Source organism: Marivita sp., assembly GCF_048006345.1.
In the GTDB taxonomy this organism is placed as follows: Bacteria; Pseudomonadota; Alphaproteobacteria; order Rhodobacterales; family Rhodobacteraceae; genus Marivita.
Genome location: NZ_CP180351.1, coordinates 1,534,120 through 1,547,575 on the forward strand (window position 1 = coordinate 1,534,120; position 13,456 = coordinate 1,547,575).

13 protein-coding genes are annotated in these 13,456 nt (G+C 61.1%); 6 read left to right on the forward strand and 7 right to left on the reverse strand.

All coding sequences use genetic code 11. The features are described from left to right. Positions 1-8: 8 nt before the first annotated feature. Entirely contained in the window at positions 9-707 is a 699-nt protein-coding gene (gene lexA, locus ACMVPR_RS07595; protein WP_292270822.1) for a transcriptional repressor LexA, read from the forward strand. Here the strand turns inward: lexA and ACMVPR_RS07600 are convergent. Further along, positions 701-2,731, reverse strand: coding sequence for a ComEC/Rec2 family competence protein (locus ACMVPR_RS07600; RefSeq protein ID WP_416882342.1), 2,031 nt, complete (start codon positions 2,729-2,731; stop codon positions 701-703). The two genes, lexA and ACMVPR_RS07600, sit on opposite strands and share 7 nt — an antisense overlap. 78 nt (positions 2,732-2,809) lie before the next feature. Here ACMVPR_RS07600 and gltX point away from each other — a divergent pair, with 78 nt between their 5' ends. The 3 genes from gltX to ACMVPR_RS07615 all read left to right on the forward strand — a co-directional run bounded on the left by gltX (position 2,810) and on the right by ACMVPR_RS07615 (position 6,151). Further along, positions 2,810-4,222, forward strand: a complete 1,413-nt coding sequence (gltX, locus tag ACMVPR_RS07605) for a glutamate--tRNA ligase (protein WP_416882343.1) — start codon at positions 2,810-2,812, stop codon at positions 4,220-4,222. A gap of 84 nt (positions 4,223-4,306) precedes the next feature. Beyond that, positions 4,307-5,602, forward strand: a complete 1,296-nt coding sequence (gene gltA, locus ACMVPR_RS07610; RefSeq protein WP_292270834.1) for a citrate synthase — start codon at positions 4,307-4,309, stop codon at positions 5,600-5,602. 39 nt (positions 5,603-5,641) lie between these two features. After that, positions 5,642-6,151, forward strand: a complete 510-nt coding sequence (locus ACMVPR_RS07615; RefSeq protein WP_416882344.1) for a GNAT family N-acetyltransferase — start codon at positions 5,642-5,644, stop codon at positions 6,149-6,151. Positions 6,152-6,186: 35 nt separating this feature from the next. Here ACMVPR_RS07615 and ACMVPR_RS07620 read toward each other — a convergent pair whose 3' ends face one another. The 5 genes from ACMVPR_RS07620 to ACMVPR_RS07640 all read right to left on the reverse strand — a co-directional run bounded on the left by ACMVPR_RS07620 (position 6,187) and on the right by ACMVPR_RS07640 (position 10,754). Next, entirely contained in the window at positions 6,187-6,963 is a 777-nt protein-coding gene (locus ACMVPR_RS07620; RefSeq protein ID WP_300580822.1) for an enoyl-CoA hydratase-related protein, read from the reverse strand. A 73-nt stretch (positions 6,964-7,036) separates the two neighbouring features. Continuing rightward, positions 7,037-7,528, reverse strand: coding sequence for a cytochrome c-type biogenesis protein CcmH (locus tag ACMVPR_RS07625; protein ID WP_416882345.1), 492 nt, complete (start codon positions 7,526-7,528; stop codon positions 7,037-7,039). Next, positions 7,525-9,492, reverse strand: a complete 1,968-nt coding sequence (locus ACMVPR_RS07630) for a heme lyase CcmF/NrfE family subunit (RefSeq protein ID WP_300580826.1) — start codon at positions 9,490-9,492, stop codon at positions 7,525-7,527. The genes ACMVPR_RS07625 and ACMVPR_RS07630 overlap by 4 nt, the downstream gene beginning before the upstream one ends. 120 nt (positions 9,493-9,612) lie before the next feature. Beyond that, a complete protein-coding gene (locus ACMVPR_RS07635; RefSeq protein ID WP_416882346.1) occupies positions 9,613-10,137 on the reverse strand; it encodes a holin family protein in 525 nt (174 codons plus the stop codon). Beyond that, on the reverse strand, positions 10,128-10,754 hold the full coding sequence (locus tag ACMVPR_RS07640; protein ID WP_416882347.1) for a holin-associated N-acetylmuramidase: 627 nt from the start codon (positions 10,752-10,754) through the stop codon (positions 10,128-10,130). Before ACMVPR_RS07640 ends, ACMVPR_RS07635 begins: the two co-directional genes overlap by 10 nt. Positions 10,755-10,839: 85 nt before the next feature. Between ACMVPR_RS07640 and ACMVPR_RS07645 the strand changes: the two genes are divergently transcribed. Both ACMVPR_RS07645 and ACMVPR_RS07650 read left to right on the forward strand, forming a co-directional pair. Continuing rightward, positions 10,840-11,289, forward strand: coding sequence for a cupin domain-containing protein (locus tag ACMVPR_RS07645; RefSeq protein WP_416882348.1), 450 nt, complete (start codon positions 10,840-10,842; stop codon positions 11,287-11,289). Positions 11,290-11,301: 12 nt separating this feature from the next. Continuing rightward, positions 11,302-11,796 carry an acyl-CoA thioesterase gene (locus ACMVPR_RS07650; protein WP_416882349.1) on the forward strand — a complete coding sequence of 165 codons (495 nt, stop codon included), beginning with the start codon at positions 11,302-11,304 and terminating at the stop codon, positions 11,794-11,796. Positions 11,797-11,872: 76 nt separating this feature from the next. Here ACMVPR_RS07650 and pgi read toward each other — a convergent pair whose 3' ends face one another. Next, a complete protein-coding gene (gene pgi, locus ACMVPR_RS07655) occupies positions 11,873-13,456 on the reverse strand; it encodes a glucose-6-phosphate isomerase (RefSeq protein ID WP_416882350.1) in 1,584 nt (527 codons plus the stop codon).

The following is a 13,456-nucleotide window of genomic DNA, read 5'->3' on the forward strand; positions in this document are numbered from 1 at the left end:
GGCAGAAAATGCTGACCAAGAAACAACTCGACCTGCTGGAATTCATCAGCAAACGCGTGGCACGTGACGGTGTGCCGCCGAGCTTTGAAGAAATGAAGGATGCACTGGATTTGCGGTCCAAATCAGGCATTCACCGCCTGATCAGCGCGTTGGAGGAACGTGGGTTCATCCGGCGTCTTGCGCATCGGGCGCGGGCGATCGAGATTGTGAAACTGCCTGAAACACTTGCGGCCAAACAGCCGGGCTTCACACCAGTGGTGATTGATGGAGATCTGCCGGATGTACCGCCGCCGCCGAATGCGCAGAGTGTTGAAGCAATCCACGCGATGGAATTGCCCTTGATGGGGCGCATTGCGGCCGGTGTCCCCATCGAGTCGATCAATGACGTGCCGCCATCGGTTGCGGTTCCGGGCGCGATGCTGTCGGGCAATGGCCGCCACTATGCGCTTGAAGTCAAAGGCGATTCGATGATCGAGGCCGGGATCAACGATGGCGACGTCGTGGTGATCCGCGAGACATCGAGCGCCGACAATGGTGACATCGTTGTGGCGCAGGTCGAAGGATATGAGGCAACGCTCAAGCGCTACAAGCGCAAGGGCGAAAGCATCATTCTCGAGGCGGCAAATCCGGCTTACGAGCCGCGAATCCTGCCCGTCGGTGCGGTCAAGGTGCAGGGACGTCTGGTCGGGTTGATCCGCACCTACTGAGCCTGTCGCAGACCGGCATCATTCCAAAGGCGCGCGCCTGTCCTGTCGCGCGCCTTTTCTATCTGCCAATGGCCATCCTCACGTCGGGTAATGGACAGGCTGCCCAATCCCTTAAGAGCGCGGGCATCCAGCACGGTGCAGTTCGGGACTTGCGGCATCTCCGGCAACTCTGCGCTGGCCACGACCAGTCTGCCATCTGAGCAGCCTTGATAGGTCGCTGCCGCGCGTTTTCCGTAGATGTGTTGAACCAGCGGTATTTGGTCGTTCCAAAGGGCCGCAGCGGTGGGTTGATCCAATCCCTGCCCGTCATTTTCCAACCAGACCTCGGCAATGAAACCAGCGCCCGTGGCGCGCGACACCGCGCGCCCCTGCTCTGTCATCACACCGACAAGCGCGCCGCCTTCGGCAACCAGAATGGGCGGACGTTCGGCGTTCATCCAAATGAGAACCGCGATGCAGACGGGCGTCAGGCCCAGCAAACGCAGCCTGCCTTGCCACAGGACGACAAACAGCCCGCCAAGCGTGATGAGCGGCAAAACGGCGGGACCGGGTGTCATCACCGGCCGAACCGCACCGTCCCAAAGGGCAAGCGACTGCGCGATATAGAGAATCCAGTCCAGGCCCAGCCCCATGGGAATCAGCCCGATTGCCTCGAGCCCGAAGGGCATCAGCAAGATGCCCAAGACCGCAGCGGGGATCACCAGGAGCCCCATCAAAGGAACGGTCATGAGGTTCGCCAGCAAACCGTACTGCGCAATCTGGTTGAAATGCGCCATGGCAAAAGGTGCGGTGGCCGCCCCGGCCACAGCCGAGGACATGACCACGGAAGCAATGCCTCGCAAGACTTTATGGCGCGGCAGGTCATGGGCGCTGTCCCGGATCGCGCCGAAGACTGCGACAAGCGCGGTTGTGGCGGCAAAGGACATCTGAAACCCGGGCCCGATCATCGCTTCAGGACGCAAGGCAAGCACGATCAACGCTGCCAAGGCCACGGCCCGAAGCGAGATCGCGCGGCGGTCGACCATGATCGCCAGCAGCATAACGGCCACCATGATAAAGGCGCGTTCCGTGGCGACATTTCCCCCGGACAGCGCAAGATAGACCGCAGCCACCCCCAAGGCCCCAGCCGCGGCGATCTTTTTGATCGGCCAGCGCAAACCGATGGGCGTCACCAATAAACCAAGCCGCAGAACGGCAAAGGCAAAGGCACTGACGAGCCCCATATGCAGTCCAGAAATAGCCAGTAGATGTGCCAGGTTGGTGTCGCGCAAGGCTTGCAGCACCGGCTGTGGAATGGCACTGCGGTCTCCTGTGATGATCGCCGTCGCAAAGGCCCCTGTGGCGCCCGGCAGCGCGCTTTGCACGCGGGCAGAGATCGCCATTCGGGTTTGGAAGGTGAACCGATCCCGCCCTGCCTCTTCCCACAGAACCAATGGAACGCGGGTATAGCCGACCGCCCCCAAACGGAGAAACCATGCGTGGCGACGGAAATCGAAGCCTCCGGGTTCGACAGCGCCGCCGGGTGGGCCTAGATGGGCGGTGGCGCTGATGGTCTGGCCGGGTTCCGGTGATACTCCGGCGGTGTCGCCATGGAGCGAAAGGCGGACGCGGGTTGGCGTTTCGGAGAGCGGCACATTGGACAGCCAGACATGGTCCAGGGTGATGCGCAGCGCGTCCGACGCGGACCGGTCGATGTCGACCACCCTGCCCGTCACCGGGCCGTAGTAGCGCCAGTCGATCACCGGCCCCGCCACCAGATGCGCCCGCGCTCCGGCAAGCGCCACGCCCAAAGCCATCATCGCCACGGCACAGACCAACGGCGCGAAGGCAGACCTGATGCGCATGTGCCAGACCAAAAGGAGCAGACCCGCGAGCGCCAAACCGCCCAGCACCTGAACGGGAGGTTCGACGCGCAGAGCGAAATAGAGGCCGATCCCGAAGCCAAGGGACACCGGGACAAAGGGAAACAGCGTGCCGCGCTGCGCCAGAAGCATGTCTGGGATCACATCCCGGACCCGCGCCATACTTGCCCCCGTGGATGGTGCTGGTTAAGAGAGCCTTAAGCTATCCCCAAGACAGTTATCGAAAGGTAAATGCGCCCAATGTCCGGCCAGATCGTCACCCGTTTCGCCCCTTCCCCCACCGGCTACCTGCATATCGGCGGGGCGCGCACGGCGCTGTTCAACTGGCTTTTTGCACGCGGACGGGGCGGCAAGTTCCTGCTGCGGATCGAAGATACTGACCGGGCGCGGTCAACACCCGAGGCCACGGCAGCGATTCTCAAGGGGCTTGATTGGCTGGGTCTGGATCATGACTGTGACGTGGTGAGCCAGGCCGCCGGTGCAGACCGCCATGCCGAGGTGGCGCATGAACTTCTGGCCAAAGGCGCGGCGTACAAGTGTTTTTCGACCCAGGACGAGATCGAGGCCTTCCGTGAAGCGGCGCGGGCCGAGGGCAAGTCGACCCTATTCCAAAGCCCATGGCGCGATGCCGATCCGTCGACGCATCCCGATGCGCCTTTTGTGATCCGGCTAAAAACACCAACCGAAGGCACAACCGTGATCCGCGATCAGGTGCAGGGCGATGTCACGATCCGCAACGACCAGTTGGATGACATGGTCCTGTTACGCTCGGACGGCACACCGGTCTACATGCTGGCCGTTGTTGTTGATGACCATGATATGGGTGTGACCCATGTGATCCGGGGGGATGACCACCTCAATAACGCCGCGCGTCAGATGGGCATCTACACGGCGATGGACTGGGACATCCCGGTCTGGGCGCATATCCCGCTGATCCATGGTCCGGACGGCAAGAAACTGTCCAAACGCCATGGTGCCCTCGGCGTCGAAGAATATCAGGCCATGGGCTATCCGGCGGCGGGAATGCGCAACTACCTTGCGCGTCTGGGATGGAGCCACGGCGATGACGAATTCTTTACCGATGATCAGGCAAAAGAGTGGTTCGATCTGAACGGGATCGGCAAATCGCCCGCGCGGTTCGATTTCAAGAAACTCGAGAATCTGAGCGGGCAGCACATTGCCGTGGCGGAGGATGCTGCACTGCTGCATGAATTGACGGCTTATCTGGACGCGGCAGGGTTGCCTTCCCTCACGGAAGAGCAAGCTGATGGTATCTTTCGTGCGATGTATTGCCTCAAGGAGCGTGCGCGCACCTTTCCAGAACTGATTGAAAAGGCACACTTTGTTCTGGCATCTCGACCGCTCGAAATCGAAGAGAGCGCCGTCAAGCAACTGGACACGGTATCCCGTGGTATACTGCAATCGTTGACGCCGCAGTTGCAAAATGCTAGCTGGACGCGTGATGAGCTTGAAGCCGTCACATCCCGAATTGCAGAAGAGCACGGGACGAAATTCGGCAAGCTGGCGGGCCCGATGCGGGCCGCACTTGCGGGCCGGGCCGTGACGCCGAGTGTGTTCGATATGATGCTGGTTCTGGGGCGTGACGAAACCGTCGCCCGCCTGAAAGAAGCAGCCGCCAAAGGGACTGATTGACGCCACGACGGCGACGCGGTTTCTAGGCTTGGGATAGCTGGCTCCGGGCACTTTGCCCTGAGCAATGAGACGAAGGGACCACGTATGTCTGACACCTCTAAAACCGCGACGCTGACCATTGGCGACAGCTCTTACGAGCTGCCGATCTACACCCCGACCGCCGGACCGGATGTCATCGACATTCGCAAGCTTTATGGTCAGGCAGGTGTGTTTACCTACGATCCCGGCTTCACCTCGACGGCGGCTTGTGACAGCACGATCACCTTTATCGATGGGGATGAGGGCGTTTTGCTGCATCGGGGCTATCCGATCGACCAATTGGCGGCGAAATCGCATTACCTCGAAGTGTGCTACCTGCTGCTGTACGGGGAACTGCCGTCGGCGGCAGAGCTCGAACATTTCGAGAGCACGATCACCCGCCATACGATGATCCACGAGCAGATGCACAACTTCTTCCGTGGCTTCCGTCGTGATGCGCACCCGATGGCCACCATGGTTGGCGTGGTCGGCGCGATGTCGGCGTTCTATCACGATTCCACGGACATTTCCGACCCACTCCAGCGCGAGATCGCGTCGCATCGTCTGATCGCCAAGATGCCCACCATCGCGGCGATGGCCTACAAATATTCGATCGGTCAGCCTTTCGTGTACCCGCGCAACGATCTGGATTACGCGGCGAACTTCCTGCACATGTGTTTTGCGGTTCCGGCTGAGCAGTATCAAGTCGACCCGATCATGGCGCGTGCCATGGACCGGATCTTCACTCTGCATGCCGACCATGAACAGAACGCATCGACATCGACTGTGCGTCTGGCCTCGTCTTCAGGTGCCAACCCCTTCGCGTGCATCGCGGCAGGCATTGCCTGCCTCTGGGGTCCCGCGCATGGCGGCGCGAACCAGGCCTGCCTTGAGATGCTCAAGGAAATCGGCACGCCCGACCGCATCCCGGAATACATCGCCCGTGCCAAGGACAAGAACGACCCGTTCCGCCTGATGGGCTTTGGCCACCGCGTCTACAAGAACTTCGACCCGCGTGCGACCGTGATGAAACAGTCGGCTGACGAAGTGCTGGACCTGCTGGGTGTCGAGAACAACCCGATCCTCGCGACCGCGAAGGAACTGGAAAAAGCTGCTCTGGCCGACGATTACTTCGCCGAGAAGAAGCTGTTCCCGAACGTGGATTTCTATTCCGGCGTCATCCTCGAAGCGATGGGCTTCCCGACCTCGATGTTCACGCCGATTTTCGCACTGAGCCGGACTGTCGGCTGGATTTCCCAATGGAAAGAGCAGCTCGCCGATCCGCAGATGAAAATCGGCCGTCCGCGCCAGCTTTACCAAGGCGAGACAATGCGCGACTATGTGGATATCGAAAAGCGCTGATTTCTACAGGAAAGGCCGCCTTCGGGCGGCCTTTTTCATATGACCCATTTGGTGACCAAACGGCTGGTGTTGCGGAAAGCCCGGATCGCGGATCTGGACGACCTGCACGCGGTCTACAGCGACCCACAGGTAATGCGCTACTGGTCCACCCCGCCGCATGACGACATCGCGATCACGCGCCGCAATCTTGAGCGTCTGATCGCGTCGTCCGAACCGGTGGTGACCTATTTCGTCATCGAGTGCGGTGGCCATGCAATAGGCTGCGCTGGCGTGCATATGGGTGACGAGGTGGGGTTCCTGCTGCGGTCGGACCATTGGCAGCAAGGGCTGATGTCCGAGGCGCTTGGGGCGCTGATCCCTTATTTCTTTGAAGACCTGCGTTATCCGCAATTGACGGCGGACGCGGACCCGATGAACGCGGCTTCGGTCGCGACGCTGCTGTCTGCCGGTTTCGTGAAAACCGGCGAGGCAAAAAACACCTTCTGTGTCGACGGCGTCTGGTCGGACAGTGTCTATTTCACGTTGAAGCCGGAGTTTCGGGCAGCGTAGGCCGAACCCAATGGTTCGGCCTGATCCGAGTCGATTTACCGCCCTTCATATTGCGCCGGTCGCTTTTCAAGGAACGCCACAACGCCCTCTTTGAAGTCACGGGTCTGGCCGCACTGACCTTGGAGTTTGGCCTCAAGCGCAAGCTGCTCTTCAAGATCGTTGTCAAACGACGCACGGATGGATTGCTTGACCCGCTGGTAGGCGGCGGTTGGCCCCTTGGCGAGGTGCAGCGCGCGGGATTTCCAGTGATCAGCAAATCGCGCATCTGACACGGCCTCGTAGATCATGCCCCAATCATCTGCCTGACGCGCAGTGATCTTGTCTGCGAACAGCGCCGCGCCCATCGCCTTGGCCAGACCCATCTGGCGTGGCAGGTAATAGGTGCCGCCCGCGTCCGGGATCAGGCCGATGCGGGTAAACGCCTGCAGGAAGAACGCGGATTCGGTTGCGATCACCACATCCGCGGCCAGCGCGAGGTTGGCCCCTGCCCCGGCAGCAGCGCCGTTCACAGCACTGATCGTCGGCACAGGGCAGTCGTAGATCGCGCGCAGCATCGGCACGTATTCGTCGCGCAGGGTGCGTTCCAGATCGAGATTGGCCGCGTTGGCGCGGTCGCCAAGGTCCTGCCCCGAGCAAAAGGATTTCCCCGCGCCGGTCAAAACGACGACCCGCGCAGACTTACCCCCTTCAAGCACGGCGTCTGTAATTTCGGCCCGCATCTGGGTGTTGAGGGCATTCATCACCTCGGGACGATTCAAGGTGACCGTGGCAATGTCGTCGGTGATGTCAAAGGTGATGGTCTCGTAATTCATGCGCCGGGCACTCCTGATGATGCTGGTGGCATCAAACACGGAACCACCCGGTTTGGCAAAGCCCAACGCGGCGTCACGAATCCTTGAGAATTTCCTTGAGCCGCGCCGCTTCGTCCTCAGAGAGCCCGGCTTCGGTGGGGGCTGCCGCAGTCGAGCGACCTCGGACATAGGCCACACCAACCCCAAGGGCGAGCAGGAACAGGGCAGGACCGGACAGCCACAGGATGATGTTCCAGCCATCTGTGCGAGGTTTCAGCAGTACGAATTCGCCGTATCGGGCGACAAGGTAGTCGAGAACCTGCTGATCGCTGTCCCCCGCCACCAGACGTTCTCGCACGACAAGGCGCAGTTCCCGCGCGAGGTCGGCATGGGATTCGTCAATGCTTTCGTTCTGGCACACCACGCAGCGCAGTCCTTTGGACAGCTCGCGGGCACGGTTTTCTAGCACCGGGTCCTCCAGCACTTCGTCAGGTTGTACCGCGAATGCCGGTGACGCGATGGGCATCGTCACCGCAAGGCACAGGATCACCGCCAGAAGCCGCAGCAGGTTCGCAAGACCGGTCATTCCGCCGGAACCCCCTGCGGTGTCGCCTGACGCTGGGCTCCCGCCGCCACACGGTAGCGACGGTCGGTGAGTGACAGAACTCCGCCCAGAGCCATGAGCAACGCACCCGCCCAGATCCAGTTCGCCAGCGGCTTGATATAGGTCCGCATGACCCAGCCTCCGTCGTCCTGCGGATCGCCGATCACGACGTAGATGTCGCGCAGGAAGCGGTAGTCGATGGCCGCCTCTGTCGTCGGCATCTGCGCCACGGGATAATTGCGCTTTTCCGGGTTGAGAAAAGCGATCTGTTCGCCATCGCGGCGCACGATCACATCCCCCATGGTGGAGAAATAGTTCGGTCCGCGCACCTGGTTGACCGCGGTGAGTTCAAGTTCGAAATCGCCAACCTGGAATGGTTCGCCAATCTGCGCGACACGAATGTCCTCTTCCTGCCACGCCATCAGACCAGCGATGCCAACCATGGTGATGCCAAAGCCGATATGCGCCGTGGCCTTGCCCCAATCCGACCGCGGCAAGCGCAGCAAACGAGACAGGTCACGGGTCTGGCCGGTACGGTTGATCAGGTCCACAACAGCGCCCGAGATCACCCACGCGGCCAAAAAGACGCCAACGGGGCCAAGCAGGCTGGTGCCGGTCTGCATGGTCCAGAAGAGGCCCAGCAGAAGCACACCAAGGATGAACGCCGGCACAAGCTGCTTCACCGCCCGGTCCACCTTGGCGCGTTTCCAGCTGAGCATCGACCCCAGCGGCAAGAGCAGGCCGAGCACCACCATGAACGGGGTGAACGCCATGTTGAAGAACGGCGCGCCCACGCTGAGCTTGGTGTCAAAGAACATCTCGGCCACGACAGGCCACATGGTGCCCACGAAAACGACGAAACAGCTGACCGCAAGGATCACATTGTTCGCGACCAACGCGCTTTCACGGCTGGCCACGCCAAAGACGCCCTTCGCCTCCATCGCTGTTGCTCGGAATGCATAGAGCGTGAGCGCGCCTCCCGTGAAGAACACCATGATCATCAGGATGAACACACCGCGTTCGGGATCATTTGCGAAGGCATGAACCGATGTCAGCAGTCCCGAGCGGACAATGAAGGTGCCGATCAGCGAGAAACCGAAGGCAAGAATCGCCAGCAGGATGGTCCAGCTTTTGAGCGCCTCACGCTTTTCCACCACGATGGCAGAGTGCAGAAGCGCTGCGGCCAGCAACCACGGCATGAACGACGCGTTTTCGACCGGGTCCCAGAACCAGAACCCACCCCAACCAAGCTCGTAATAGGCCCACCACGACCCAAGCGCGATGCCGATGGTCAGGAAGACCCACGCGGCCAGCGTCCACGGGCGCACCCAACGGCCCCAGGCCGCATCGACACGGCCTTCGATCAGGGCGGCGACGGCAAAGCTGAAGCAGATGCTCAGGCCCACATAGCCGAGGTAGAGGAACGGCGGGTGGAAGGCGAGCCCCGGGTCCTGCAGCAGCGGGTTGAGGTCCTGCCCGTCAAAGGGCGGCACGACCAGGCGCAGGAACGGGTTGGAGGTGAAGATGATGAAGGCAAAAAATGCAACGGCAACAGCGGATTGCACCGCTAGAACACGGGCGCGCAGGGTCGGAGGCAAGCCTTTGCCGAACCACGCGGCCATCGCGCCAAAGAGCGTCAGAATCAGCACCCAAAGCAGCATGGAGCCTTCGTGGTTCCCCCAGACACCGCTGATTTTATAGAGCATCGGTTTGGCCGAATGGCTGTTGAGCCAGACAAGCCGCAGCGAGAAGTCCGAGGTCACGAAGGCATAGGTCAAAGCCGCAAAGGCAAAGGCCGTCAGCAGGAATTGCACCGTTGCCGCCGGTTCGGCGACAGCCATCCAGCCGGGCCAGCGTTTATGCGCCCCCACCAGAGGCACAATGGATTGCACAATCGCGACAAGGAACGCGAGGATGAGGGCGAAATGACCGAGTTCTGTAACCATGTGGTGGAGTATAGGCGCAGCACTGGTTACGGCCAATGCGTTTCGTCGGTTTGCTCGGTTCACATTGTCGCGGGTCTTCCGTCGACGGAAGACCCGGACGCGTCGACGCGTCCGAAGCCTTTAGCGGCGCTGTTGCACCCACTCCTCAAGCGCTGCATTGCCGTCTGGTTGTGGCTCTTGCGTCGGGAGTACCATGTCCGTCTGTGACCGCTGATCCGGTCCGGGCCGCGCCATGTGTTGGACCAGCGCGCGCTGGAACTCCTGACCTTTCGCCTGATGCCGTGCACCGAAATAGAAACTGACAATCGCCCCTAAGAGCCACCAAAGCGGTTCCGGCACCAGTGCCAACCCCACCATGCGGGCGGAAAACCACTCCGGGTCCACCATCGCCGACACGAACAAGCCCAAGGTGCCCAATGCCATGGCCGGACGCGGCACACGGTTCAGCGCATCCATCAGACGGTCAAACCAGCCACGCTGCGGCGCATAGAACTCGGCCGCAAACTGGCCGAGCGACGCACCATATCGGTCTTCGTCGCGCTGCGCTTGTGCTTCCGCGTTCGGGCGAAACACTTCGACCGTGTCCCGCACCACGTTGCGGCCGGATCCGAAGACCAGCGAAAACACATGTTCGATCAATCCCATGCAGAGATCCTTTGCTGAAACGCGGCTGGTGTCAGATGATAGCGGGCGTCAATGAAGGCCTCCGCCCGCGTGATCCAGCCACCCTTCCCGCCTGCCCGGCTGCGCGCGTATTTGCGGCTGGCGGGCCGGCGGTCGGCCAGATCGAAATAGTAATTGCGTCGTTCGATCCCGTAGGCATCGACAATATGGTCCGGAGCGCTGGCATGCGCGCGCGCGGTCGCGGCGATCGTCTTGGGGCCGATGACACCATCGACGGCGACCGCGTAGCCCATCTTTCCCAACAGGCGTTGCAGGATTTTCACCGCATTGGCACCGGCATTGACATACATGTCGAACACCGTCGCCTGAAGCGGTTGCGGCAGGTCGGCAATGCGGGGACGCGCGAAGTAATGGTCGATGAAGATCTCGACGGCCTGCTCTTGGGTCAGGCGCTGTACATCGGCTTGCGTCACGTGCCCGTCCCCTGTCAGGTCAAGCCCAAGACGGCGCATCGTATGAATTGTCACACCGTGTTTCGTGACCCCGCCGGGATCATCGGGATCATTCACATAACCGCCCTCGCGGGACACAATCTCCTGTGCGATGGCCCTCACGTTCTGCGTTCTTTGGTCCACCATCTGCCCCCGATTGCTCCTGGCGGCAAAGATTGCGAAGGTGAGGTTAACCAAGTCACAAGACAGCGAACGCCGCGGGAGAGCACGCGTGGAACAGATTGATCTGAATGGAAAATCGGCACAGGACATCATCAAGCGCCTTGCCCTTTTGCCGCATCCGGAAGGTGGTCATTACCGCCAAACCTGGATCGGAGAGGAGGATGGACGACCATCTGGCACCTGCATCTATTTCCTGCTCGGAGCTGGCGAACGCAGCCATTGGCATACCGTCGACGCCACCGAGATCTGGCATCACTACGCCGGTGCGCCACTGATCCTGTCGCTGTCAGAGACCGATTCCGGCCCAGCAAAGGATCATGTGCTTGGTCCCGACCTGTTCCAAGGGCAGTCGCCGCAGATCATTGTCCCGCCACACCATTGGCAGGCAGCGCGCAGCACTGGCGATTGGACCTTGGTGGGATGCACGGTCAGCCCCGCGTTTCAGTTCGACGGATTCACCCTCGCGCCGCCGGGGTTTGACATTCCGCGCGCGGGTTGACAGAGCGCTGCCATGATCGACATTCCGTTCCTCACCCCGCTTAACCCTGACCAGCAACGTACCTTTGGTCTGTCGGAGCCGTGGCCGCTGGCTTTGGCCGACCGCGTGCGCTTTGCCGAACTTGATCCGCTCAACCATGTCAACAACGTGGCCTATCTGATCTGGTTCGAAGGCGCGCGGGTCACCTATTTCAAGCATGTTGGCTTATCGACCTACGACGCCGCAGAAGTTGAACCGCGCATCGTCATCCGCCGGGGTGAGATCGACTGGCTTCAGGAAATGCGGGCGGACGAAGACTACGTTGTTGTGACACGGACCGTGGACTACCGCACCACCAGCTTTACGCTAAGGCAGGAGATCTGGTCCGGCGGGTCGGTTCGCGCAACCTTTACCTGCGTGATCGTGCTATTGCAGCCGGATGGCAGTGGGCGCATGCCAATCCCAGAAGCTGTGCGCGAGCGGTTCCACGCGGTGGACGGGGTGGAAAGACGCGTCGACGCGTCTTGATCAGGCGCATTCGAACGCGCTTGCCAACGCGGTTTCGAAACCGTGTATCAAGACGTTTCGAAACGTCTTGCCGACCTCAGGAATAGCGTTTCACATATCCAAGCAGGGCTTGGGTGCTGCCGTCCTTGCTATCTGCCGGAGCATCACCGCTGACCAATGGCCCCAGCGATGTCGCCAGTTCCTTGCCCAATTCCACGCCCCATTGATCGAACGAGTTGATCCCAAGGATCACCCCTTCGACGAACACCCGGTGTTCGTAAAGCGCGATGATCTGGCCCAGAACCTCGGGGGTCAGCTTCGGCATCATCAACGTCGTGGACGGGCGGTTGCCCGGAAACACGCGGTGCCGTGCCTGTCGTTCCAGCTCATCCCCACTGAGACCTTTCTTGGCCATGATTGCGCGCGCCTCGTCCAGAGACCGCCCGCGCATCAGCGCTTCGGATTGGGCCAGACAATTGGCGATCAGCAATTCGTGATGGTGCCGCAGGTCGGCTTCGTGCCCTTCTGCAGCCACCATGAATTCGCAAGGTATGACCCGCGTGCCCTGGTGGATCAACTGGTAGAACGCATGCTGTCCGTTGGTGCCCGGTTCCCCCCAGACGACAGGGCCGGAATTGACGGGCAAAGCTGTGCCGTCCATCGCCACCGATTTGCCGTTCGATTCCATCTCAAGCTGTTGCAGATAGGCAGGCAGCCGCGACAGGCGATTGTCATAGGGCAGCACCGCGCGGGTGGCATGGCCCAGACCCTGATTGTGCCAGATGCCGACCAAAGCCAGAAAAACCGGCATGTTCTCGTGCAAGGCGGCGACGCGGAAGTGGCGGTCCATCGACTGCCCACCGCGCAGGAAGGCTCGGAAGCCGTCCGGGCCGATCGCGATCATCAGCGACAGGCCAATCGGCCCCCACATGGAATAACGCCCGCCGACCCAATCCTCGAACCCCAAAACGCGTTCAGACGGGATGCCCCATTCGCTTGCGGCCACAGCATTGGACGAGAGAGCAATGAAGCGGCCATCGGTCGAAACACCGTGATCCTGCAGCCAGGCCCGCGCGGTGCGGGCGTTGGTCATGGTCTCAATGGTTGTGAATGTCTTGGACGCGACAATGAACAGCGTCTTTTCCGGGTCACAGCCACGCAGCGTGTCGGCGATGTCAGCAGCATCAACGTTCGACACAAAATGGCAACGCGGCCCGTCGCAATAGGGCGACAGCGCAAGATAGGCCATGGCAGGGCCAAGGTCGGAACCGCCGATGCCGATATTCACCACATCCGTGAAATCCGACGCGCGCACGTCATTCGCCACCGTTTCCATCCGCGCCAGCGTGTCCAGAACTTCGGGCATCACATCCTGCCCATCGACCATCACCGGGTCGCCATCTAGATTGCGCAGCGCCGTGTGCAGAACAGCCCGGCCTTCTGTTTCGTTGATCTTGGAACCTGCGAACATCGCATCGCGACGCGCCTCGACATCCGCTGCCTGCGCCAAAGCGATCAGAATATCGCGGGTGCCCGCGTCGATCTGCGTCTTGGAGTAGTCGAAAAGCAGGTCCAGCGCCGTGACACTGAACGACCCCGCGCGGTCGGCATCCGCCTCGAACAAGCCCAGAATGGAGCGGTCCCGGCCTGCTTCGGCAGCAGCTTTCAGATCATCCCACAT

What these genes read in the sequence shown, in the direction of transcription:
- lexA (WP_292270822.1), top strand. Translation starts at nt 9, where the DNA reads ATGCTGACCAAGAAACAACTCGACCTGCTGGAATTCATCAGCAAACGC.
- ACMVPR_RS07600 (WP_416882342.1), bottom strand. Translation starts at nt 2,731, where the DNA reads ATGGCGCGGGTCCGGGATGTGATCCCAGACATGCTTCTGGCGCAGCGC.
- gltX (WP_416882343.1), top strand. Translation starts at nt 2,810, where the DNA reads ATGTCCGGCCAGATCGTCACCCGTTTCGCCCCTTCCCCCACCGGCTAC.
- gltA (WP_292270834.1), top strand. Translation starts at nt 4,307, where the DNA reads ATGTCTGACACCTCTAAAACCGCGACGCTGACCATTGGCGACAGCTCT.
- ACMVPR_RS07615 (WP_416882344.1), top strand. Translation starts at nt 5,642, where the DNA reads ATGACCCATTTGGTGACCAAACGGCTGGTGTTGCGGAAAGCCCGGATC.
- ACMVPR_RS07620 (WP_300580822.1), bottom strand. Translation starts at nt 6,963, where the DNA reads ATGAATTACGAGACCATCACCTTTGACATCACCGACGACATTGCCACG.
- ACMVPR_RS07625 (WP_416882345.1), bottom strand. Translation starts at nt 7,528, where the DNA reads ATGACCGGTCTTGCGAACCTGCTGCGGCTTCTGGCGGTGATCCTGTGC.
- ACMVPR_RS07630 (WP_300580826.1), bottom strand. Translation starts at nt 9,492, where the DNA reads ATGGTTACAGAACTCGGTCATTTCGCCCTCATCCTCGCGTTCCTTGTC.
- ACMVPR_RS07635 (WP_416882346.1), bottom strand. Translation starts at nt 10,137, where the DNA reads ATGGGATTGATCGAACATGTGTTTTCGCTGGTCTTCGGATCCGGCCGC.
- ACMVPR_RS07640 (WP_416882347.1), bottom strand. Translation starts at nt 10,754, where the DNA reads ATGGTGGACCAAAGAACGCAGAACGTGAGGGCCATCGCACAGGAGATT.
- ACMVPR_RS07650 (WP_416882349.1), top strand. Translation starts at nt 11,302, where the DNA reads ATGATCGACATTCCGTTCCTCACCCCGCTTAACCCTGACCAGCAACGT.
- pgi (WP_416882350.1), bottom strand. Translation starts at nt 13,456, where the DNA reads ATGTGGGATGATCTGAAAGCTGCTGCCGAAGCAGGCCGGGACCGCTCC.